Here is a 20,516-nt window from a genome sequence, read left to right as displayed (position 1 = left end):
CTCACCGAATGGACTGCAGCTGGGGCAGCCGACCCGGTGCATCGTTGTCGGCCACCGCGATCGCATCGGCAAGCAGTTCGGAAAGCTGACGCGGGTATACGGTCTGACCCGCGGCGACCAATTCGGCGATGTCGTCGGCGTCGCACCAGCGGTGGGTGTGGATGTAGCGGCGTTCCAGTTCGGTGCGGCCCGTGCAGGTCGGCTCGAAGCGTTGCGCGCGGCGCACGAAGAAGAACTCCTCGCTGTCGATCAGCGCGCCGTTGAATTCGAAGACCTCGTCGCGCCGCCAGATCGGTCCGACCATGTCGGCCGACGCGACCTGTAAACCGGTCTCTTCGGCCAACTCTCGCGCGGCCGCCGCGGCCAAGCGCTCGCCCGGACGTACCTCGCCGCCCACCGTGAACCACCACCGGGGTGCCGACGCGTCGCCGATCGCTGGATCCGAGCCGCACAGCAACAGGACCGCGCCGGTCTCGTCAAGCAACACCACCCGCGCCGAGGTGCGGTGTTTGGGCACCCGGTGGCCCGTGTACGCCAGCGCGTGCGGGCCCTCGACGATCTCGAAATAGCTTGGCGGCACGGCTGTTCCGCCGAGCCGAAGGGCACGCACCGGACGCCGCTCGGCCAGCGCGAGGGTGTCGCGAACCGCGTCGTTGTGGAACCGGCGGGCCAGCAGCACCCGTGCTTCGGCGTCGGCCAACTCGGCGATGAGGCCGGCCGGCAGCGCCGCCGGGTCGACCCTCGCCAGCGCCGCCGACAGCTCGTTCTCGGCGTTCTCCCGCGCGTGACGGGGCGCCCGCTCGGCGGCACCGGCGAGCGCGGAGAGCCGCCGGCCCTCCGCGGCGCCGCCGTACGCGTCGATCGCGACGGCGCGCGCCACTACCGCACGCCGTGCCAGCGCACCGTCGAGGGCCTGCCAGGACAGGTCGTAACGGACGTTCAGCCGGTCCAGCCGGTTGGCCGTCTGGATGGCCCAGACGCCGATCAGCGCCAGCACGATGAGCGCCGCGACGATGACCGCGAGCAGCCAGGTCATCAGCTGGCCACCTGAACCTTGATTCCCGACCCGGCGACCGTCTCGTACACCCGCATGATCTGGCTGGCCACCACCGACCAGTCGTAGCGGGTGACCTCTTCGGAACCGGCGGCCACGTAACGCGCGCGCAGCGCGTCGTCTTCCAGCATCTCGACAAGCCCGTCGGCCAGCCCGGCGGCATCGCCGACCGGCACCAGACGCCCGACCGCACCGTCGCGCAGCACGCGGCGGAAGGCATCCAGGTCGCTGGCCAGCACCGGCGTGCCGACGGCCATCGCCTCCACCAGGACGATGCCGAAACTCTCGCCGCCGATGTTGGGCGCGCAGTAGACGTCGGCACTGCGCATCGCGGACGCCTTCCCGGCGTCGTCGACCAGGCCGAGAAAACGGAGGTAGCGCGCCATTTCGCCTGCCTGCGTACGCAATTCGTCCTCGTCACCGGGCCCGACGATCAGCACCTGCAGATCGCCGAAGCGTTCCACTACCCGCGGCAGCGCCTCGAGTAGCACCGCCATCCCCTTACGGGGTTCGTCGTAGCGGCCCAAGAACAGCACCGTCTTGCCCGGCCGCGGGTACCCGTCCAGCGGCGGTGCCGAGGACAGCGCATCGACGTCGACCCCGTTGGGAATCTCGACCGCGTCGGTCCCCAGCGCCTCCATCTGCCAGCGCCGGGCCACGTCGGAGACCGCGATGCGCCCGACGATCTTCTCGTGCCACGGCCGCAACAAGCCCTGAAAGACCGACAGCGTCAGCGATTTGGTGGTCGAGGTGTGAAAGGTGGCCACGATCGGGCCCTCGGCGATCCGCAAGGCCCACATCGACAGGCTGGGGGCGTTCGGTTCGTGCAAGTGCAGCACGTCGAAATCGCCGTCCGCGAGCCAACGCCGGACCCGGCCGTGTACCGCGGGGCTGAATTGCAGCCGCGCCACCGAACCGTTGTAGGGAATCGGAAAGGCCTTGCCGGCGGAGACGACGTACTCGGGCAGCGAGACGTCGGGCGACGCCGGTGCCAGCACGCTGACCTCATGGCCCCGGGCGCGCAACACCTCGGCCAGCTGCAGGACATGCGACTGCACCCCGCCCGGCACGTCGAACGAGTACGGACAGACCATCCCGATTCGCATCAGGCTTCCTTCAGCCAGGCGCGTCTGTCATCGGAGAGGTCGGCCAGCCACTGCGGCTGCAACATGTGCCAATCTTCGGGGTGGGCGGCGATGTTCTGGGTGAAATGATCGGCCAGCAACTGGGTGACGGTCTTGACGTCGCCGCTGGAACAATCCAGCGGGAGGGATATAGAGACGGGCCAGCCGTCTGGCTCGTTCCAGCAATGCGCCGCGCACAGCGCCGCCCCGGTTTCGATCGCGAGCTTCGCCGGCCCGGCCGGCATCCGGGTGGGTTCACCGAAGAAATCGACTTCGACACCGGTGCGGGTGAGATCGCGTTCGGCCATCAGGCACACCACCCGGTTGGCCCGCAGCCGTTCGCACAACACCTCGAAGGGTGGCCGGTCGCCGCCGGACAGCGGCAGCACCTCGAAGCCGAGGCTTTCCCGGTACTCGATGAAACGCCGGTACAGCGACTCGGGTTTGAGTCGTTCCGCGACGGTGGTGAAGGTGCCCCGGGTCTGCGCCAGCCACACCCCGGCCATGTCCCAGTTGCCGCTGTGCGGAAGCGCGAGCACAACTCCCCGGCCGGCGGCCAAGGCCGCGTCGATGTTGTCGGCCCCCCGGAACGTCTCGTCGATCTGACGCGCCAGCACCCGGTGGTCCATCGTCGGCAGCCGAAAAGCCTCGCGCCAGTAGCGGCCATAGGACGCCAGCGAGGCTCGCATCAGCGTGTCCGGCACCTGCGCCGGCGATACACCGACGACTCGGGCCAAGTTCTTGCGCAGCTGGTCGGGGCCGCCATTGCGGGCCGCGTAGCGGGCTCCGGCGTCGAATACGTTGCGCGCGGCGAACTCCGGCACCGTTCGCACCGCCATCCAGCCGGCGGCGTACGCCCAGTCGCTGGCGGTCCTGGTCAACAGGTCGCGTGGTGCCGTGAGAGCCTTCAGGCCGGCTGGAGTGGAGATCACGGCGTGCCCGCTTCGCGGCTTCCCGGATGGGGCGGCAGCGGTTCCGCCGCGCCGGGCGAGGTCCGCACCCTGTGCAACCGCTGCACGCAGGTGACCACGCTGGCCGCCGCCAGCACCCACATCGCCACCGGCAGCGCCGGCGGCCAGGCGACGAACGGAAAGTCCGACACACCGGCGCCACCCAGCACGATGATCAGCCGCTCGGGCCGTTCGATGATGCCGCCGTCGCCGCGCAGCCCGCTGGCTTCGGCCCGGGCCTTGATATAGGAGATCACCTGGGAGGTGACCAGGCAGATCAACGTCGCTGCCGCCAGCGGTTTGTCATGCAGGCCAAAGACAATCCACCACAGCAGCCCGCCGAACACCGCACCGTCGCTGATGCGGTCGCACGATGCGTCCAGCACCGCACCGAAGCGGGTACCACCGCCCCGTTCCCGGGCCATCGCCCCGTCGAGCATGTCGAACACCGCGAAGAACCAGACCACACACGCACCGGCGAACAGCTTGCCGATCGGGAAGAGCGTCAGCGCCCCCGCCACCGACGCAACGGTGCCCAGGACGGTGACCGCGTCCGGGGTGAGACCGAGTCGCAGCGCCGCCCTGGCCGTGGGAGTGGTGAGCCGGGCGAACGCGGCCCGGGACAGGAAGGGCGCCTTGCTCACGACTGTTTCGCCCACTCGGTGGCCAGCAGCTGACGAGTGTCGCGCAGCAACTGCGGGATCACCTTCGCACCGCCGACGATCGTGATGAAGTTCGCGTCACCGCCCCAGCGCGGCACCACATGCACATGCAGGTGTTCGGCCAGCGACCCGCCCGCCGATGTTCCCAAATTGAGGCCGACGTTGAAGCCGTGCGGCCGCGATACGTTCTTGATCACGCGAATCGCCTTCTGGATGAAGGCCATTAGCTCCGCGCTTTCCGCGTCGGTCAGGTCCTCGATTTCCGAAAGCCGCCGATACGGCACCACCATCAAGTGTCCGGGGTTGTACGGGTAGAGGTTGAGCACGGCGTAGACGAGCTCACCGCGAGCGACCACCAGACCGTCCTCGTCGGGCAGTTGCGGAATGTCGGTGAACGGCTGATCGGTCTTGCCGTTGTCGCGTTTCGTTGGCGCTTCGGCCAGATAGGTCATCCGGTACGGCGTCCACAGCCGCTGCAGGTGGTCTCGCTCACCGACGCCTCTGTCGAGAATGGCGTCGTCACCGCGATCGCCGCCGTCCTGCTCACTCACCGCCGGCTACCTTCACCAGTTCTACTGTGGGAGCAGCATTCTCGCGGTCCGCGATCCACTTCACGATGGTATCGACCGCGGCCTCGACGGGCACGCCGTTGATCTGAGTGCGGTCGCCGAACCGGAAGCTGACCGCCCCGGCCTCGACGTCGCGGTCACCGGCCAGCAACATGAACGGGACGCGCTGCTGGGTGTGGTTCACGATCTTCTTTGCCATCCGGTCGTCGCTGGTGTCCACTTCCACCCGGACGCCCCGCGACCTCAGTTGCGCGGCAACGTCTTCCAGGTAAGCCGCGTGATCGTCGGCGACCGGAATTCCGACCACCTGAACGGGCGCCAGCCACGCCGGGAAAGCCCCGGCATAGTGCTCGGTCAGAATGCCGAAGAACCGCTCGATCGACCCGAACAGCGCACGGTGGATCAGCACCGGCCGCTGCCGGGTGCCGTCGGCGGCGGTGTATTCCAGCTCGAATCGGTCCGGCATGTTGAAGTCGAGCTGGATCGTCGACATCTGCCAGCTACGGCCCAACGCATCCTTGACCTGCACCGAGATCTTGGGGCCGTAGAACGCGGCGCCACCTGGATCGGGCACGAAATGCAATCGGGATGCCTCGGCGACTTCCCGCAGGACTTCGGTGGCCTCGTCCCACATTTCGTCGGAGCCGGAGTACTTTTCCGGGTCCTTGGTGGACAGCTCCAGATAGAAGTCGTTGAGCCCGTAGTCGGCCAGCAGATCGAGCACGAAGCGCAACAGCGAGGTCAACTCGTCGCGCATCTGGTCTCGCGTGCAGTAGATGTGGGCGTCGTCCTGAGTCATGCCGCGCACCCGGGTCAGCCCGTGCACCACACCCGACTTTTCGTAGCGGTAGACGCTGCCAAACTCGAAGAGCCGCAACGGAAGCTCGCGGTACGAGCGACCGCGGGACCGATAGATCAGGTGGTGCATCGGGCAATTCATCGGCTTGAGGTAATAGTTCTGCCCCGGTTTGCGCACCGTCCCGTCCGCGTTGAACTCCGCGTCGAGATGCATCGGCGGGTACATGCCGTCGGCGTACCACTCGAGGTGACCCGACGTGATGTACAGCTGCTCCTTGGTGATGTGCGGGGTATTGACGAACTCGTATCCGGCCTCGATGTGCTTGCGCCGCGAGTACTCCTCCAGCTCCCTGCGCACCACGCCGCCCTTGGGGTGGAAAACCGCCAGGCCGGAACCGATTTCGTCGGGGAAGCTGAACAGGTCCAGCTCCACGCCCAGCTTGCGATGGTCGCGGCGCTGGGCCTCCTCGATCAACTCGAGATGCTTGTCGAGCGCCTCCTGCGACTCCCAGGCGGTGCCGTAGATCCGTTGCAGGCTGGCGTTACTCTGGTCGCCGCGCCAGTAGGCGGCCGAACTCCGAGTCAGTTTGAACGCCGGGATGTGCTTGGTGGTCGGGATGTGCGGCCCGCGGCACAGGTCACCCCAAACACGTTCTCTAGTACGAGGATTGAGGTTGTCATATGCGGTGAGCTCGTCGCCGCCGACTTCCATGACGTCGGGGTCGCCGGACTTGTCGTCGACGAGTTCGAGCTTGTAGGGCTCGTTGGCCAATTCCCGGCGCGCTTCGTCTTTCGACGCATAGACCCGCCGGTCGAACGGCTGCCCGTCCTTGATGATCTGGCGCATCCGCTTTTCCAGCTTGGTCAAGTCCTCGGGCGTGAACGGCTCCGCCACGTCGAAGTCGTAGTAGAACCCGTCGGTGATCGGCGGCCCGATGCCCAATTTGGCCTGCGGGAATATGTCTTGGACGGCCTGGGCCAGCACGTGCGCCGTCGAATGCCGGATGACGCTGCGACCCTCGTCGGTGTTGGCGGCGACCGGGATCACCTCGGTGTCGGCCTCGGGCACCCAGCCGAGATCGCGCAGCTTGCCGTCGGCGTCGCGGACCACCACGATCGCGTCGGGCGAACCCCGCCTCGGCAGGCCCGCCTCGCCCACCGCGGCGGCCGCGGTAGTCCCGGCAGGAACCCGGATCGGGGCTTGCGGCGATCGCAAGCCCGGCGCAGCCGGGTGCTGCGGGTCGCCGCCGTCGGCTCCGGCGGCGGGGTGGGCGGGGACGCTCATCGGTGTGGTCTCCAGGGGTAAAGGTGAGGCGGCAATCGGCGATTGATCCTGATTGGTCGTTGCCATGCTATCGGGGCGGTCCTCAAAGAGCCCAAGGCATTACTGCCGTCAGGGTTGGCCGGGCTTGAGTTTCACGAACAACGCATCGGCTTCGGTCAGCAGCGTGTCGCCGTCGGTCAACCGGCCCGACACAAAGATTTTGCGGCCCTCCGCCCGGTCGATGCCGGCGTCGAACTGCAGCTCTTTTTCGATCGGCACGATATTGCGGTAGTTGATTTTCAGGTACGCGGTGCGCTGGCGGGGGCTGCCGGTGAGCACCGACGCGGTCAGGCCGAGCACGGTGTCGAACAGCATGCCCAGCGACCCGCCATGCACGGCGCCGTTGCGCCCGAGGTGAAATCTCGCGAAGCGCGCCCAGCCCTCGATGCGGCCGTCCTCGGTCTTGCGCGACCCGATCGGGACCGTGAGGATGTTGCCGCGCACCGGCAGGTCCATCCGGCGGCCCGACGGCGACGCCCATTCGTCGGCGTCGTACGGGCTCAGCAGCGCGGACAGCTTCTCCAGCGTGTCCGCGGCCTCGGTGATGACCTCGTCGGGCGCGTCGACGGCGCGCGCGTGGTCCTGCAGCTTGCGTACCGCGTCGATGAACCGGCCGTAGTCGGGCCCGCCCTTAGCCGTCGGTTCGGGTGGGTTGAATCCCCCGCCGGGGTGTTGCTGATGCTCGCCCACCAGAACACCGTATTGGGTGGTCGCTTACTGCGCTCCGGCAGCCGCCAGGGTCTCGAACTCCTCGTCGCTGAGCGTGATCTCGGCGGCGGCCACGTTCTCCTCCAGGTGTGCCACTTTCGAGGTGCCCGGAATGGGCAGCATCACCGGCGAGCGCTTCAGCAGCCAGGCCAGCGCCAGCTGCGACGGCGTCGCGTGGTGATCGGCCGCGATGCGTTGCAGCGGGCCGTCGGCAGCCGCCAGCGGGCCGGCCGCCAGCGGGAAATACGGGATGAAGCCGACGCCCTGTTCGGTCGCGGCGTCGAGCAGCGGTTCGGCCCGGCGGACCGTCAGGTTGTACATGTTCTGCACCGACACGACCTGCGTGATCGCCTGCGCCTCGTTGAGCTGGTCGACGTTGATCTCGGAGAGCCCGATGTGGCGGATCTTGCCCTCGTCCTTAAGCTTGGCCAGCTCGCCCACCTGGTCGGCCAGCGGCCACTTGGGGTCGACGCGGTGCAGCTGCAAAAGGTCGATGGTCTCCACACCCAGGCGGCGCAGGCTCATCTCAACTTCCTGCCGCAGGTAGGCCGGGAAACCCATCTCGATCCAGACGTCCGGACCGGTCCGCAAAAACCCGGCCTTGGTCGCGATCACCAGGTCGTCGTAGGGGTACAGCGCCTCGCGGATGATCTCCTCGGAGATGTAGGGGCCGTAGGAGTCTGCGGTGTCGAAGAGGTCCACGCCGAGTTCGACGGCGCGTCGCAACACCCGGACGCATTCGTCGCGATCGGCGGGTGGGCCCCAGACGCCCTTACCGACGATGCGCATCGCCCCGAACCCGAGACGGTTGACAGTCAAATCGCCGCCGAAGGTGAACGTTCCAGACGCTTGGGCAACAGTTTTCGAGTTTTGTGCAGTCACGCCTACGAAGGTACGCCGGAAGCGCATTCGCGCACCCTGGCGTGGCAAGCTGGGCCGGTGGACCTAGCAGCGCTCGAGGAACTTCCGCTGAGTTACTCCGAGGTGGGCGCAACTGCCGCGGGCGAGCTGCCCGCGGGATACGGCCATCTTCACGTCGAGAAACAGATCGGCACCGGCCAGCAGCGCTTCGACCGAGCCGCCGAGGCGGTGATGCGGTGGGGCATGCAGCGCGGCGCCGGGCTACGGGTGCGGGCCAGCTCCGAGGTCGCCGCCGTCGACACGGTGGTGCTGGTGCGAATGGGTTTTCTGCCCGCGCCGTGCCGCGTCGTCTATGTGATCGACGAGCCCGACATCCGCGGTTTCGGCTACGGCACGCTGCAAGGCCATCCCGAATCGGGCGAGGAGCGGTTCGCCGTCCGCCGCGACCCGGCGACCGACGCGGTGTTCGCCGAGGTGTCGGCGTTCTCCCGGCCCGCGACCTGGTGGAGCAGGCTCGGGGGCCCGGTGGTGTCGGTGGCTCAGCGCGTCATCGCCAGGCGCTACCTGCGCGGGGTGTGAGCGCTAGCCGCCCCAGCCGGCCAGCAGCCGTTGCGCGCCGGTGCACATCGCGTCGATGACCTCGGCCACCGACGCGTCGTCGCGGATCATGCCGACGCCCTGGCCGGCGTCGACCGGGGCAATGCTGCGGTCGTCGGCGTCGATCGCGGCGGCCAGCTCGTCGCACGCGGGCGCATCGAGTGCGTCCTCATTGCCGGTCCAGCGCGCGACGAAGTCGTTGCTCAGCACCCGCGCCGGGAACCGCGCCGGCCACGGCAGGCCCTTGGCGACGTCGAAGGCCCGGGTGACCGCGGTGTCGGTGGACCGGGCCGCGATCAGCGCCTGGCGGCTGCCGTCGCCGGTCAGCGCCTCCGGACACGCCGCCAGGCGCGTGCCCACCCAGGCGCCGCTGGCCCCGGCGGCCAGCACGGCGGCCAGGCTGCGCGCCGATGCGATGCCGCCGCCGGCGAGCACCGGCACCGATACGGCATCCAACACATCGTCGAGCAACGGCAGCGTCCCGAGTTTCGTATCGCCGTGGCCGCCGCCCTCGGCACCGCGCGCGACCAAGACGTCGACGCCGGCATCGACCGCCGCACGGGCGCCGAGAGCATCGTAAACCTGTGTGACAGTAGGTATTCCGGCTGCGTGGGCTTTTGCGACCCACGACCAGTCGGTGCCGAAGCTGACGGATAGCAGGACGGGCCGCGCGGCCAGGGCGTCGTCGAGCAGCCCCGCCTCGTTGCGCATCACCCAGTCCACCAGGCCGATCCCGAACGTGCCGTCGACGTGTTGCAGCTGGGTCTGCAGCAATTCCCGCGTCGCGACACTGCCCATGCCGACCATGCCCAGACCGCCGGCGGCGCTGACAGCGGCGGCCAGGCGGCCGCCCGCGACCCCGCCCATCGGGGCGTTGACGATGGGCGCACGCAGGCCGAAATCCCTTGACCAAGGCGTGGATAGCATGTCAGCTAGTGCTCAGCACCGGGCTGGCTTTTCAGCACGGTCAGGATGATCACGGAATCGTCGACCGCGTGCAGGGCATGCCGTTGCGGCGGAATCGCGACATAGTCACCGGTTTTGCCGTCCCAGGAGTCGCCGCCGGCGGTCAGGCGCACATGCCCCCGCAGCACCTGCAGGGTCGCCTCGCCGGGACTGTCGTGCTCGGACAGGTCGTGGTCGGCGAGTAGCGCCAGCACGGTCTGCCGGAGTTCATGATCGTGGCCGCCGTGGATGGTGTGGGCGGCCCGTCCGCTGTGCGACTGCCGGGCCTCGGCCAACTTTTCAGTGGCCAGTCCGGTCAGCGAGATTGATTCCATTGGTGCGTCCCCTCGGTGCGACGGTGGGCTGACGGTGGTCTCGAGCGGTCAAGACGGTGGTCTCAGGCGGTCAATAGGAGTATCCCCGCCACGAGCAACGCCACCGCCTTGACCACCTCCAAATCGATGTAGGCGTAATGGGCGCGGGAGCGGGGTGCATCCGATCCGGCGAGCACCAGCTCCGAGCGGCGGGTCAGCCGGGGGCGTACCGCGATCAGCTGCACGGCCAGCGCGGCGAACGCGACGGCAAACGCGATGGCGACCCGCGTCGGCATCGGGCCGTCCACCACGACCGCCAGGATGACGATGGCGAACGCGACCTCGATGGTGTTGAGCGCCCGAAAGACCAGGCGCCCGATACCGAGCCCGATCTGCAACGTGACGTTGGGCGCCCGGAATTTCAGCGGGGCTTCCACGAACGAGATGGCCAGCACCATGCCGAGCCAAACGAAGGTGACCGCGACGGCGACGGCCATTTCCGTGCTCATCTTCAGGCCTCCTGCAACTCGAGGTGCGCCAGGCACAGGTCGGGTTCCACGAACGCATCGAGGCGCTCGACGGTAACCGGGGCTCCCCAGGTCTCCAGTGCGCCTTGCATGAGCCCGAGATGGACGGGACAGACGACGGCGGTTCGGCTTTCGGCGAGTTCGAGGAACGGGCAGTGTCGCAGGCCGACCTGTTGGTCCCCGTCGGATCGCCGTCGCTCGGGCGCGAATCCGAGTCGGTCGAGCACGTCGACCAAGCGGCCGATGGCCTTGTCCGGGCTCTGGGCATCGCCCGCCGACGGCGCCGCGCTCGAATCCAGCTGCCGTCCCCACGCTCGCCCGGCGGCCAGCGCCTTGGCGGCGGGATCCTTGTCGGTCGCGAACGCCATCGCCAGTATCTCGGCCAGCAGTCGGTAATGCCGCGTCCCGCCGCGATCCATCTGCCGGACCGCGCGGAACATCAGCGCCGGACGTCCCGGCCCCTTGCGGCCCGGCTCGACCTGTTCCACCTGGCCGTCGCCGACCAGGCTGTCGAGGTGGAAGCGAACGGTGTTGGGATGCACGCCCAGCGCGCCGGCGATCGCGACGATGCTCATCGGATCCCGCGACGCTCGCAGGATCCGCAGCACCTCACGGCGTCGGCTTGCGGATTCCCCGGTTGCCGTGGCGATTCGGCTCACGCTCCTTCGGAAACGTCGGCTTTCGGCTGGGCGGCCACCAGGGGCGCATCGACACCGAGCGCACCCAGCTTGGCCGCTCCACCCGGTGACCCCAGCGGGGCGTCGCGCCCGGGCAGGGTCTCGGAGAAAAATGCCTCATTGTCGGCCAGGTGCGGCTGCAGCTCGTCGGGCAGGTCGTCTTCGTAGTAGATGGCCTCGACCGGGCAGACCGGCTCGCACGCACCACAGTCCACGCATTCGTCGGGATGGATGTAAAGCGCCCGGCCGCCTTCGTAGATGCAGTCCACCGGGCATTCCTCCACACATGCCCGATCCATCACGTCAACGCAGGGCTTTCCGATAACGTACGTCATGCGATAGAGTTTACACAATCATGATTGTGAAAACTAGAAAGGACGGAAAGGCTATGGCGCCCATGTCAAGTCGCGCCGACGACAGCGTCCAGGGCCACTGGCTGCTGGCGCGGCTCGGCAAACGAGTCCTTCGCCCCGGCGGCGTCGGGCTCACCCGCACCATGCTGGCCGGCGCCGGGGTGACCGACGTCGATGTGCTCGAGCTGGCGCCGGGCCTCGGCCGCACCGCCGCCGAGATTCTCGCCCGTGCGCCGCGGTCTTACGTCGGCGCCGAACAAGACCCCGAAGCGGCCGAGACGGTTCGTGACGTGATCGCCAGGGCCGGTTCCGGGACGGTCCGGGTCGCCGACGCGGCGGACACCGGGTTGCCCGACGCCAGCCGTGATGTCGTGATCGGCGAGGCGATGCTGACGATGCAGGGCGATGCCGCCAAGCACGCCATCGTCGCCGAGGCCGCGCGCGTGCTGCGGCCGGGCGGCCGCTACGCGATCCACGAACTCGCGCTGACACCGGACACCGTCTCCGAGGAGATCAGCACGGAGATCCGGCAGTCGCTGGCCCGCGCAATCAAGGTGAACGCGCGCCCGCTGACCATCGCCGAATGGTCGCAACTGTTGTCGGACCACGGACTGGTCGTCGACCGCGTCGTCACCGCGCCGATGGCCCTGCTGCAACCACGCCGGGTGATCGCCGACGAGGGGCTCTTCCGCGCGCTGCGCTTTGCCAGAAACCTGCTCCTCAACCCGGACGCCCGCAAGCGGGTGCTGACGATGCGCAACACGTTCCGGAAGCACCGCGAGCGACTGACCGCGGTCGCGATCGTCGCTCGCAAGCCGGACGACGGGTAAGGTCGATTGCTGCAGACGCGAATTAGCCACGGCGTCGAAGAAGTCGACAAATTGGTCGACGGGCACCGACAAAGCCGTCGAACTTAATCGACATTATTGTTGGTTTTAATCAACAATTTCCCTGGCATATATCGATGTACCCCTAGGGTATGTGCGTGTCCGACCCCTCGGCGTACACCGGCTATGCGCATGCCTCGCGCGGCCGTCGTTCGTCGCATCACTCCGGTGACGACCGCGAGAAGGCGATTCTGGCCACCGCCGAACGGCTCTTGGAAGAACGCCCGCTCGCCGATTTCTCCGTAGACGATCTGGCGAAAGGCGCGGGTATCTCCCGTCCCACCTTCTACTTTTATTTCCAGTCGAAAAACGCGGTGCTGCTGTCGTTGCTGGACCAGATGAACCACAAGGCGCACGCGGCACTGAAGACGCTTCGCGCCAAGCTGTCCGGTGACCCGGCGACGCTGTGGCGCGACCGCATCGAGGCGTTCTTCGAGGTGTCGGGCTCGCACCGCGCGGTCGCCGTGGCGGGAGCGGCGGCCAAGGCCACCAACCCCGAAGTCCGGCAACTGTGGTCGACGCTGATGCAGAAGTGGATCTCGTTCACCACGCTCGCAATCAAGGCCGAACGCGCGCGGGGCGCCGCGCCGGACACCATCTCGGCCGAGGATCTGTCGATCGCGCTGAACATGCTGAGCGAGCGGGTGATGGCCGCGACGTTCACCACCGAGGAACCGGCGATCCGCGAGGACCGGGTGATCGACACGCTGGTCCACATCTGGCTGGCCAGCATCTACGAGGAGGGCAACGCCCCTGCCGGGCACGCCGCCGTGGCACTTCAGGGCATGCCTGTCGAAGGCTCACGGCCGCTTGCCGAGTATCCGCTCGGCGCGACCTAGTTTCTCGTCGATCCACCGGTCCACGGCGCCGAAGTAGGCCGGCGACGGCGGCTTTTCTCCGAGGTCGGCGACTGCGCGGGAGTCTTGCCCGATTTGGGTTCGGCCTTCACCGCCGAAGCGGCCTGGCGCCACGAGGTCGCCGGGCTGCCGGCCGACTGAAGGTCACAAGTTCATATCTACCGGCGACACTCGACGTTTGCGCGCGGGATCGCCGGGGCGGCCAGCTTAGCCTGGCAAAGGTTTGAGGCCCCGCAGACTTCAGGAGTGCGCACGTGACCGAAATGGACCGGCGGCGGTTCCTGGTTGCGCTGGCAGCAACGGTAGCGGTCACGGGGATCTCGTGGTCGTCGGCGAACGGCCCCAAGGAGACGGTGGCCCGCGCCGACGTGATCGGATCCGCGCCCAACCCGGTCGCTCCGGCACCGCCGAAGTTGTTGCCGCCGCCGGGCCCGGAGGCGCGTGTCACGCTGCCCGGCGGCTCGGTGCTCAAACAGCTTCCCGGCGACGGCGATCTGTTGGCGTGGACGGTCGATGACGGCGTCGACACCGATGTGGTGCGGGCCTATACACAATTCGCCAAAGACACCGGAGTGCGGCTGACCTATTTCGTCACCGGCGTCTTTCGCTCCTGGACAGAGAATTCCGCGTTGCTGCGACCACTGGTCGAATCCGGGCAGATTCAACTCGCCAACCACACCTGGACGCATCCCGACCTGACGAAACTGGCGCCGAAGCAGATTGCCGAGGAACTCAAGAGCACGGACGTGTTCCTGCGCGATACGTACGGGGTGGACGCCGCGCCGTACTTCCGTCCGCCGTACGGCCATCACGACGCCGTGGTCAACGCGGTGGCCGCCGATCTGGGATACCAGGTTCCCACGCTGTGGAGCGGCGACTTACGGGATTCCGCAGTGCTTTCCGAGGACCAGATCGTCAGGATGGCCGACCAGTACTTCACGCCGCAGAACATCGTGATCGGCCACCTCAACCACGCGCCGGTCACCCACGTCTACGGTCAGCTGGTGGAGATCATCCGGGCTCGCCGGCTACGCACCGTCACACTCAACGACGTCTTCCTGCGGCCGGAGATCCCTTACCGGACACCGAGTTTCGCTAGCTGAGAAAGCTTGCTCGGCCCAGCCGATCGAGCCGCGGTGATGCCAGTCGCCCCACCCGCCGCTGCCCGACTGGGACGGACAAAGTGCCCGCCTTCGAGCGACAACGCCGTAGCCGCGACACGACTGGCGCCGCCAACTCCTCGGTTGTCGCTCAGAGGTGGGCATAACGCATACCGCCGCGAACGGAGGCCAGTGTGACGGCACCCGGGAGTGCGGGTCTCACAGCACGCTCAGGACCGACGCGCCGAGTAACCCCGCCGCGACGACCACGACTGTCGCGGTCGTGACGGCCTTCCATCCGAAGCTGCGGGCGACCATCGCGAGACCGGGGACGCCGCCGCGCGCGTGACACCGTTGCGCCGCAACGTGACAGAAAGTCGTGGCCGCATGCCACGTCGGACCGTCCCCGGCGCGCACACCACCGACCGCGAGGATGCTCGATCCCGACCAGTGATGAGTCCGCTGCGCCGTCAGGGCTTTGCCGAGGTAAGGCGTCCACTTCGCCCAAAGCAGCCCGATCACAACCACACCCAGCGTGACCAGAGCACCTATCGAGACCCGCGCGCAACCGCCGACCCGAACTCGATTGCTTGTCACGGTCAAATATCCTGTGCGGCTTGAGCTTTGGCCCACCGATAGTCGGCCTTGCCGGACGGCGACCGTTGCAGATGGTCGCGGAAGACAATTGCCTTCGGCAGTTTGTAGCGCGCGAGATGGCGAGCGGCTTCGGCGAGGATGCTATCGGCCATTCCTTCCTGCGCGGTCCGTTCCCCGTCGGCCAGCGCAACGATCGCGACCACTTCGTTTCCCCAACGGGTGCTGGGCCGGCTCGTCACCACCACGTCGTAGACGTCCGGGTGCTCGGCGATCGCGGCCTCGACCTCTTCGGCGAAGATCTTCTCGCCACCGGAATTGATCGTGACCGAATCGCGGCCCAGCAGCTCGATCTCACCGTCGGCGAACCAGCGGGCACGATCGCCGGGCACCGAATGCCGGATCCCGTCGATGACCGGGAACGTCCGCGCGGTCTTCTCGGGATCGCCGAGATAGCCCAGCGGTATCAGGCCCTGCTGGGCCAGCCAGCCGATTTCGTCGTCGCCCGGCGCCAGAATCCGGGTCATGTCTTCGCTGACCACCACCGCGCCCGGGTTCGGGGCGAACCGGCCGCTGGCGTCCTGCTGACGACTGGAGACCTGACCCATCTGGTTTCCGGATTCCGACGACCCTCCTGCGTCCAGGATCGTCAGCTGCGGCAGCAGGTCGAGGAAACGCTGCTTGAGTGGGGCGCTCAGGGCCGCTCCGCCGGTGACCAGGATCAGTAGCCCGGACAGGTCGTAGTCACCGGACTCGAGCGCGTCGACCAAGGGCCGCCCGAAGGCGTCGCCGACGAAGGACAGCGACATCACCCGTTCCCGGCTGGCCATCGCCCACGCCTCGGCCGGATCGAAGTGTGTGGTCGTCGGGGCCATCACAAACGGCCGGCCGCTGCACAAGTTGATGAACGCCGCCCACTGTGCGGCGCCGTGCATGAGCGGCGCGCACGTCATCGAACCGGGTCCCTGCAGGTGTGATCGTTCGACGACGTCCTCCAGACTGGTCACCGGTTCGCCGCCGAACGGCGGCCGGCCGCCCATCGCGTTCAGATAGATGTCGTGCTGGCGCCACAGCACCGCCTTGGGCATCCCGGTGGTGCCGCCGGTGTACAGGACATAGAGGTCGTCGGGCGACAGCGCGAGGTCCAGCGGCTCATCGGACACCGACGCCAGCAGCTCCTCGTAGCGCACCGCCCCGGGCAACGGGTCGTTTCCGGACTCGTCGTCGACGTGGATCAGCCGCATCGGCGGCAGCTGAGATTTCTCCGGCGCGGTTTCTAATGCCAGGGCCAGGGTTGGGGCGAACCGCGCCTGGTACATGACCGCTTCCGCTCCGGCATTGCCCAGCAGATAAACCAATTCGTCGGCAACGTAGCGATAGTTCACGTTGAACGGCGCCACCCGCGCCATATACGCGCCCAGCATGCCCTCGAGGTACTCGTTGCCATTGGCCAGGTACAGCCCTAGGTGGCTTTGGCCCGATTCGTGTGCGGCCAGCTCACGGCGCTCCCGATGCGCACCGAGCCCCCACGAGTGCAGCGCCCGGGCGAGTCGGCGGGAGCGTTCGGCAGTTTGCGAGAAGGTGAATCGTCGGTGTCCGAATACGATGCAGTCGCGGTCGGGGTTGGCGGCTGCCACTGCCGAGAATACTTGGGCGAGATTGAATTCCACTGACTCTCCTCATGCCGAGCGACCCGGCGTGAGCCACGCTACAACAGCGTTTCGCGGCGGATGTCACGCACCGGAATTCGGATCGGGTTTAGTCTCGGGGTCGTGTACGGAGCCAGTGCGGCCGGATACCGCCGATACGTCGCCATCGGTGATAGCCAGACCGAGGGCCTCTGGGACGGTGACGAAACCACCGGCCTGCTGGGGTTTGCGGACCGACTCGCCGTCATGCTCGATTCGCTTAACCCCGGGTTGCAGTACGCAAACCTCGCGGTCCGCAGCAAGCGGCTGGGCGACGTGCTCCGCGAGCAAGTCCCGCAGGCGCTGGCGATGCAGCCGGATCTGATCACCGTCTGCGCCGGGATGAACGACGTCATCCAGCCCGGCCGAGCCTTCCCCGGTGCCCTTGCCGAGCTCGATGTCCTCTACGCGGCGCTCGCCGAATCGGGAGCGACGGTGGTGACGACGACGTTCCCGAACGTCGCGCAGTTCCTACCGTTCGGCCGGATTGTGTCGAAGCGGTTGGCCCGCATCAACAATGCGATCGTCGTGGCCGCCGAGCGTCACGGGTTCCGGCTCGTCGATCTGTTCAACGCGGCCTCGATGCGCGATTGGGACACGTGGAGCTACGATCGCGTTCACGCGTCCTCGAAAGGGCACATCCTGTTTGCCGCCGCGGCCGCGGAGGCTCTGAATTTGCCTGACAGCAACCATGATTGGGCCATGCCGCACCCCGATCCCACGCGGTTGACGGTCACGCCCGGCGGCTACGGAAAGCTGCGCTGGACGCAGGAAAACTTCTTCCCCTGGGTGTGGCGCCGGATGCGGGGCTTGTCTGCGGCCGACGGCCGGTTCCCCAAACGCCCGGAGTTGGAACCCGTCAGCACGCCGTGCGACGCCGCGCCAACCGAAGACATTGCGGCGCGCGGCCAGCATCCCTGAGGCATCCTTGACCCATGAACGTGGAGGCTTTGCTGCAGTCCGTCCCGCCGCTCGCGGTGTACCTCATGGTCGGGGGTGTGGTCGGGGTGGAAAGCCTGGGTGTGCCGCTTCCTGGCGAGATCATTCTGGTCAGCGCCGCGCTGATGTCGTCTCATCACGACCTTGCCGTGAACCCGATCGGGGTCGGCGTCGCCGCGGTGATCGGAGCGGTGATCGGCGATTCGATCGGCTACTCGATCGGGCGCCGCTTCGGCATGGGGCTCTTCGACAAGCTGGGACAGCGCTTCCCGAAGCACTTCGGTCCGGGGCACGTCATGCTGGCCGAGCGCTTGTTTGATCGCTGGGGAATTCGGGCGGTGTTCTTCGGGCGCTTCATCGCACTGCTGCGGATTTTCGCCGGTCCACTGGCCGGAGCGCTGAAAATGCACTACCAGCGCTTCCTGGCGGCCAACGTCTCGGGCGCCATCTGCTGGGCGGGCGGCACGACCGCGCTGGTCTATTTCGCGGGGATGGCGGCCGAACGATGGTTGGAGCGGTTCTCCTGGATCGCCCTTGTCGTCGCGATCATTGCCGGCGGGATCGCCGCAATCTTGCTGCGTGAACGCACATCCCGCGCCATCGCCGAGCTCGAGGCGGAACACGAGCGCACAACCGGAACTACCGCCGCATGACCGGCCGGACGAGCTAGCCGGCCGCCTCCCCCATCTCCACGATCGTGTCCGACCGGTGTTGCTCGATCAGCAGGATGGCCATCTTCTGGGCGCGCCGGGCGGCGTCCAGGTCGCCCACGGCCGCGAGAACGATGGCCCCCTTCATCAGGATGTGCCACGACGAGGCGAAGTCCTCGACATCGGTGAGCCCCGCCGCGAGGGCGCGACGGCGCACGATGTCGCGGACGTGGTCGATGTGCGCGATGCTGGCCTGCCCGGCGGGGTGGTCGGCGCCCAGCTCGAGCAGCACGTTGATGAACGAGCAGCCTTCGTAACCGTCGCGGAGCTGAAACCACTCGTGCATCACGTCGAAGATCGCCAGCAGCCGTTCCTCGGGCGTATCGCCGCGCTGCTCCGACTGTGCCTCGATCAGCCCGTGCGTCCAGATCTCTTCGCGGCGGTCCAGGACGGCCAGCACGAGGTCGTTCTTCGTCGCGAAATGCCGGTACAGAGTCGCCTTGGCCACGCCGGCCCGCTCGATCACCTCATCGGTGCCGACCGCACGAATCCCACGCTGGCTGAACAGCTCATATGCCGCATTCAAGATGCGTTCATGGGCACACGGAGCGGCCGGCCGGATATCGGAGGTTGCCATATTTCGGCTTACGATACTCTTAACCGTCACGTGTAGACAGACCGCCCTGTCTCGTTATAGTTAGGGTGTCCGCACGTCGCGGAAAGTCTGTCTTTAGACCCAGGACGGAACATCCATCACGGCGCCAGGGGCGCCGGATTAGGAGTCCACCATGGCGACCATTGCCGAACCGACCCGATCAATGTCGAGCCCGCGTCTGATGCTCAGCACGCGGCTGGTCTACGACCTCGGTGATCCGCACAGCACGCTGCGGGCGACCACGGATCGCCGCGGCCCCGCGGTGCTCATCTATGCGGGCGGCGAGATCGACGCCTGCAACGAGCAGACCTGGCGCCGCCTGGTCAGCGAAGCGGCCAACGCCGTCGAGGCCGCCGGATCGTTGATCGTCGACGTCACCGGACTGGATTTCATAGCGTGCTGCGCGGTCGAGGTGCTGGCCGACGAAGCAGAAAACTGCCGCCGGCGCGGGGTCGAGCTACGGCTGGTCAGCCCGCAGCCGATCGTCGCCCGCATCGTCGACGCGTGCGGGCTCAGCGGCGTGCTGCCCATTTATCCGACCGCGGATTCAGCCCTGGCTCGGTAGTCGCGGTCGACAGAGCTGGATGAACCCCCTACCCAGCTTCGGTGTGGAGGAGGAGTTTCTTCTCGTCGTTCCCGAGACTGGCGAACCGGCCCCATGCAATAGCGACGTGGCCGCGGAGGCCGAGCGCCGGGGCGTCACGCTCCAGCTCGAGCTCAGCAGCTGCCAAGTGGAAACGACCTCCAGCGTGGCCGCCAGCAGTGCGGAACTCGCCTCGGAACTCCGACGGCTGCGGCGCGCCGCGGCCCAGGCCGCCGAAGCCACCGGGGTTCGGCTGCTGGCCCTGGGGCTCCCGCCGATCACCCCGCACGAGTTCCCGGTGACCGACACCGAACGTTATCGGCGGATCGGCGCGGAGTACGGGATGGTCGCGCACGAGCAAGGCATCTGCGGGTGCCACGTGCACGTCGAGGTACCCAGCCGGGCGGCTGCCATCAAGGTCAGCAACTGGCTGCGGCCGTGGCTGCCGTGTTTGCTTGCGCTATCGGCGAATTCGGCGCTCTATCGCAATACCGACACCGGTTACGCGAGCTGGCGCAGCATCCTGTGGCGGCGCTGGCCGGCCGCCGGTGCGCCGCCCTTCTTCACCTCACCCGAGCAGTACGACCGCACCGTGGGGATGCTGATCGACAGCGGGGTGATTCTGGATCAGAAGATGATCTATTGGGACGTGCGCCCGTCCGCAAGCTTCCCGACGGTAGAGGTGCGGGTGGCCGATGTGCCGGCGACGGTCGAGGAGACGGTGCTGCTGGCCACCCTGATCAGGGCTGCGGTGATGACGGCGCTCGACGCGCAGGGCCGCGGCGATGACGCAGGCCGGCTGCCTCCGGCGGCCCTGCGGGCGGCGTACTGGAAGGCGGCGCACGACGGAATGTCCGGGCACTTGCTCGACTCCCTGCACGGCAGCGGCGCGGTGCCGGCGCGTCAGCAGTTGGATGCGCTGGTGCAGCGGGTGCGCGCGGCGCTGGACGCACTCGGCGAATACGACCTCGTCACCGAGGAACTCGACCGCATCGCGTCGGAGGGCAACGGTGCGATGCGACAACGGAAGGTATGGCAACGACGCCGCGACATGATGGACGTGATCGACGAGGCCGCGGCTGCCACCTTCGGCTGAATGG

General features: G+C 67.6%; 23 protein-coding genes and 1 pseudogene. 8 read left to right on the top strand and 16 right to left on the bottom strand.

Translation table 11 applies throughout. The features are described 5' to 3' along the window. Position 1: 1 nt before the first annotated feature. From OK015_RS12205 to OK015_RS12170, 8 genes are all read right to left on the bottom strand, one after another. Positions 2–1,036 (bottom strand): NUDIX hydrolase, encoded by a 1,035-nt coding sequence (locus tag OK015_RS12205; RefSeq protein WP_268131730.1) that lies wholly within the window; start codon positions 1,034–1,036, stop codon positions 2–4. Next, the gene (locus OK015_RS12200) at positions 1,036–2,160 is read right to left on the bottom strand and encodes a glycosyltransferase family 4 protein (RefSeq protein ID WP_268131728.1); all 1,125 of its coding nucleotides are present in this window, start codon (positions 2,158–2,160) and stop codon (positions 1,036–1,038) included. Before OK015_RS12200 ends, OK015_RS12205 begins: the two co-directional genes overlap by 1 nt. Next, a complete protein-coding gene (locus tag OK015_RS12195) occupies positions 2,160–3,110 on the bottom strand; it encodes a phosphatidylinositol mannoside acyltransferase (RefSeq protein ID WP_268131726.1) in 951 nt (316 codons plus the stop codon). Before OK015_RS12195 ends, OK015_RS12200 begins: the two co-directional genes overlap by 1 nt. Next, on the bottom strand, positions 3,107–3,772 hold the full coding sequence (gene pgsA, locus OK015_RS12190; RefSeq protein WP_268131724.1) for a phosphatidylinositol phosphate synthase: 666 nt from the start codon (positions 3,770–3,772) through the stop codon (positions 3,107–3,109). Before pgsA ends, OK015_RS12195 begins: the two co-directional genes overlap by 4 nt. Then, complete coding sequence (locus tag OK015_RS12185) at positions 3,769–4,341, bottom strand: HIT family protein (protein WP_268131722.1); 573 nt, start codon at positions 4,339–4,341, stop codon at positions 3,769–3,771. The genes pgsA and OK015_RS12185 overlap by 4 nt, the downstream gene beginning before the upstream one ends. Further along, on the bottom strand, positions 4,334–6,442 hold the full coding sequence (thrS, locus tag OK015_RS12180; RefSeq protein ID WP_268132662.1) for a threonine--tRNA ligase: 2,109 nt from the start codon (positions 6,440–6,442) through the stop codon (positions 4,334–4,336). Before thrS ends, OK015_RS12185 begins: the two co-directional genes overlap by 8 nt. 108 nt (positions 6,443–6,550) lie before the next feature. After that, entirely contained in the window at positions 6,551–7,174 is a 624-nt protein-coding gene (locus OK015_RS12175) for a PaaI family thioesterase (protein ID WP_268132660.1), read from the bottom strand. Between the two features lie 21 nt (positions 7,175–7,195). Continuing rightward, complete coding sequence (locus tag OK015_RS12170) at positions 7,196–8,098, bottom strand: aldo/keto reductase (protein WP_268131720.1); 903 nt, start codon at positions 8,096–8,098, stop codon at positions 7,196–7,198. 30 nt (positions 8,099–8,128) lie between these two features. On the opposite strand from OK015_RS12170, the gene OK015_RS12165 reads away from it, so the two are divergent. Further along, positions 8,129–8,629 carry a DUF1990 family protein gene (locus OK015_RS12165; protein WP_268131719.1) on the top strand — a complete coding sequence of 167 codons (501 nt, stop codon included), beginning with the start codon at positions 8,129–8,131 and terminating at the stop codon, positions 8,627–8,629. A 3-nt stretch (positions 8,630–8,632) separates the two neighbouring features. Here the strand turns inward: OK015_RS12165 and OK015_RS12160 are convergent, their stop codons facing one another. The 5 genes from OK015_RS12160 to fdxA form a co-directional block, all read right to left on the bottom strand. Then, positions 8,633–9,574: an NAD(P)H-dependent flavin oxidoreductase gene (locus OK015_RS12160; RefSeq protein WP_268131716.1), complete on the bottom strand. Its 942-nt coding sequence runs from the start codon at positions 9,572–9,574 to the stop codon at positions 8,633–8,635. 5 nt (positions 9,575–9,579) lie between these two features. Further along, on the bottom strand, positions 9,580–9,927 hold the full coding sequence (locus tag OK015_RS12155; RefSeq protein ID WP_268131714.1) for a cupin domain-containing protein: 348 nt from the start codon (positions 9,925–9,927) through the stop codon (positions 9,580–9,582). 62 nt (positions 9,928–9,989) lie between these two features. Then, positions 9,990–10,415 carry a hypothetical protein gene (locus tag OK015_RS12150; RefSeq protein WP_268131713.1) on the bottom strand — a complete coding sequence of 142 codons (426 nt, stop codon included), beginning with the start codon at positions 10,413–10,415 and terminating at the stop codon, positions 9,990–9,992. A gap of 2 nt (positions 10,416–10,417) precedes the next feature. Then, positions 10,418–11,092: a helix-turn-helix transcriptional regulator gene (locus OK015_RS12145; RefSeq protein WP_268131711.1), complete on the bottom strand. Its 675-nt coding sequence runs from the start codon at positions 11,090–11,092 to the stop codon at positions 10,418–10,420. Further along, positions 11,089–11,445, bottom strand: coding sequence for a ferredoxin (fdxA, locus tag OK015_RS12140; RefSeq protein ID WP_268131709.1), 357 nt, complete (start codon positions 11,443–11,445; stop codon positions 11,089–11,091). Before fdxA ends, OK015_RS12145 begins: the two co-directional genes overlap by 4 nt. Positions 11,446–11,498: 53 nt before the next feature. On the opposite strand from fdxA, the gene OK015_RS12135 reads away from it, so the two are divergent. The 3 genes and pseudogenes from OK015_RS12135 to OK015_RS12125 all read left to right on the top strand — a co-directional run bounded on the left by OK015_RS12135 (position 11,499) and on the right by OK015_RS12125 (position 14,310). Then, on the top strand, positions 11,499–12,293 hold the full coding sequence (locus tag OK015_RS12135) for a class I SAM-dependent methyltransferase (RefSeq protein WP_268131707.1): 795 nt from the start codon (positions 11,499–11,501) through the stop codon (positions 12,291–12,293). Positions 12,294–12,442: 149 nt separating this feature from the next. Continuing rightward, a pseudogene (locus OK015_RS12130) lies at positions 12,443–13,093 on the top strand (TetR/AcrR family transcriptional regulator); the annotation flags it as partial. 377 nt (positions 13,094–13,470) lie between these two features. Then, the gene (locus OK015_RS12125) at positions 13,471–14,310 is read left to right on the top strand and encodes a polysaccharide deacetylase family protein (RefSeq protein ID WP_268132658.1); all 840 of its coding nucleotides are present in this window, start codon (positions 13,471–13,473) and stop codon (positions 14,308–14,310) included. 216 nt (positions 14,311–14,526) lie between these two features. On the opposite strand, the gene OK015_RS12120 is transcribed toward OK015_RS12125, so the two are convergent. Together OK015_RS12120 and OK015_RS12115 are read right to left on the bottom strand one after the other, a co-directional pair. Continuing rightward, on the bottom strand, positions 14,527–14,904 hold the full coding sequence (locus OK015_RS12120; RefSeq protein WP_268131705.1) for a hypothetical protein: 378 nt from the start codon (positions 14,902–14,904) through the stop codon (positions 14,527–14,529). A gap of 2 nt (positions 14,905–14,906) precedes the next feature. After that, positions 14,907–16,571 carry an acyl-CoA synthetase gene (locus OK015_RS12115; protein WP_268131703.1) on the bottom strand — a complete coding sequence of 555 codons (1,665 nt, stop codon included), beginning with the start codon at positions 16,569–16,571 and terminating at the stop codon, positions 14,907–14,909. Between the two features lie 102 nt (positions 16,572–16,673). Here OK015_RS12115 and OK015_RS12110 point away from each other — a divergent pair, with 102 nt between their 5' ends. Together OK015_RS12110 and OK015_RS12105 are read left to right on the top strand one after the other, a co-directional pair. Next, positions 16,674–17,510 carry an SGNH/GDSL hydrolase family protein gene (locus OK015_RS12110; protein ID WP_268131701.1) on the top strand — a complete coding sequence of 279 codons (837 nt, stop codon included), beginning with the start codon at positions 16,674–16,676 and terminating at the stop codon, positions 17,508–17,510. A gap of 14 nt (positions 17,511–17,524) precedes the next feature. Further along, positions 17,525–18,181, top strand: a complete 657-nt coding sequence (locus tag OK015_RS12105; RefSeq protein WP_268131699.1) for a DedA family protein — start codon at positions 17,525–17,527, stop codon at positions 18,179–18,181. A 13-nt stretch (positions 18,182–18,194) separates the two neighbouring features. Here OK015_RS12105 and OK015_RS12100 read toward each other — a convergent pair whose 3' ends face one another. After that, the gene (locus OK015_RS12100; protein WP_268131698.1) at positions 18,195–18,815 is read right to left on the bottom strand and encodes a TetR/AcrR family transcriptional regulator; all 621 of its coding nucleotides are present in this window, start codon (positions 18,813–18,815) and stop codon (positions 18,195–18,197) included. 151 nt (positions 18,816–18,966) lie between these two features. Between OK015_RS12100 and OK015_RS12095 the strand changes: the two genes are divergently transcribed. After that, positions 18,967–19,398, top strand: a complete 432-nt coding sequence (locus tag OK015_RS12095) for an anti-sigma factor antagonist (RefSeq protein WP_442791244.1) — start codon at positions 18,967–18,969, stop codon at positions 19,396–19,398. Between the two features lie 19 nt (positions 19,399–19,417). Next, positions 19,418–20,512, top strand: coding sequence for a glutamate--cysteine ligase (locus OK015_RS12090; protein WP_268131697.1), 1,095 nt, complete (start codon positions 19,418–19,420; stop codon positions 20,510–20,512). Positions 20,513–20,516: the final 4 nt, after the last annotated feature.

Origin of the sequence: Mycobacterium sp. Aquia_216, assembly GCF_026723865.1 — a bacterium.
In the GTDB taxonomy this organism is placed as follows: Bacteria; Actinomycetota; Actinomycetes; order Mycobacteriales; family Mycobacteriaceae; genus Mycobacterium.
This window is presented reverse-complemented; position numbering and strand designations above follow the sequence as displayed.

Coding starts and splice junctions, on each gene's coding strand:
- OK015_RS12205 (WP_268131730.1), bottom strand. CDS start 1,036: ATGACCTGGCTGCTCGCGGTCATCGTCGCGGCGCTCATCGTGCTGGCG.
- OK015_RS12200 (WP_268131728.1), bottom strand. CDS start 2,160: ATGCGAATCGGGATGGTCTGTCCGTACTCGTTCGACGTGCCGGGCGGG.
- thrS (WP_268132662.1), bottom strand. CDS start 6,442: ATGAGCGTCCCCGCCCACCCCGCCGCCGGAGCCGACGGCGGCGACCCG.
- OK015_RS12170 (WP_268131720.1), bottom strand. CDS start 8,098: ATGCGCTTCCGGCGTACCTTCGTAGGCGTGACTGCACAAAACTCGAAA.
- OK015_RS12160 (WP_268131716.1), bottom strand. CDS start 9,574: ATGCTATCCACGCCTTGGTCAAGGGATTTCGGCCTGCGTGCGCCCATC.
- OK015_RS12155 (WP_268131714.1), bottom strand. CDS start 9,927: ATGGAATCAATCTCGCTGACCGGACTGGCCACTGAAAAGTTGGCCGAG.
- OK015_RS12150 (WP_268131713.1), bottom strand. CDS start 10,415: ATGAGCACGGAAATGGCCGTCGCCGTCGCGGTCACCTTCGTTTGGCTC.
- fdxA (WP_268131709.1), bottom strand. CDS start 11,445: ATGACGTACGTTATCGGAAAGCCCTGCGTTGACGTGATGGATCGGGCA.
- OK015_RS12135 (WP_268131707.1), top strand. CDS start 11,499: ATGGCGCCCATGTCAAGTCGCGCCGACGACAGCGTCCAGGGCCACTGG.
- OK015_RS12125 (WP_268132658.1), top strand. CDS start 13,471: ATGGACCGGCGGCGGTTCCTGGTTGCGCTGGCAGCAACGGTAGCGGTC.
- OK015_RS12105 (WP_268131699.1), top strand. CDS start 17,525: ATGAACGTGGAGGCTTTGCTGCAGTCCGTCCCGCCGCTCGCGGTGTAC.
- OK015_RS12100 (WP_268131698.1), bottom strand. CDS start 18,815: ATGGCAACCTCCGATATCCGGCCGGCCGCTCCGTGTGCCCATGAACGC.
- OK015_RS12095 (WP_442791244.1), top strand. CDS start 18,967: ATGGCGACCATTGCCGAACCGACCCGATCAATGTCGAGCCCGCGTCTG.
- OK015_RS12090 (WP_268131697.1), top strand. CDS start 19,418: ATGAACCCCCTACCCAGCTTCGGTGTGGAGGAGGAGTTTCTTCTCGTC.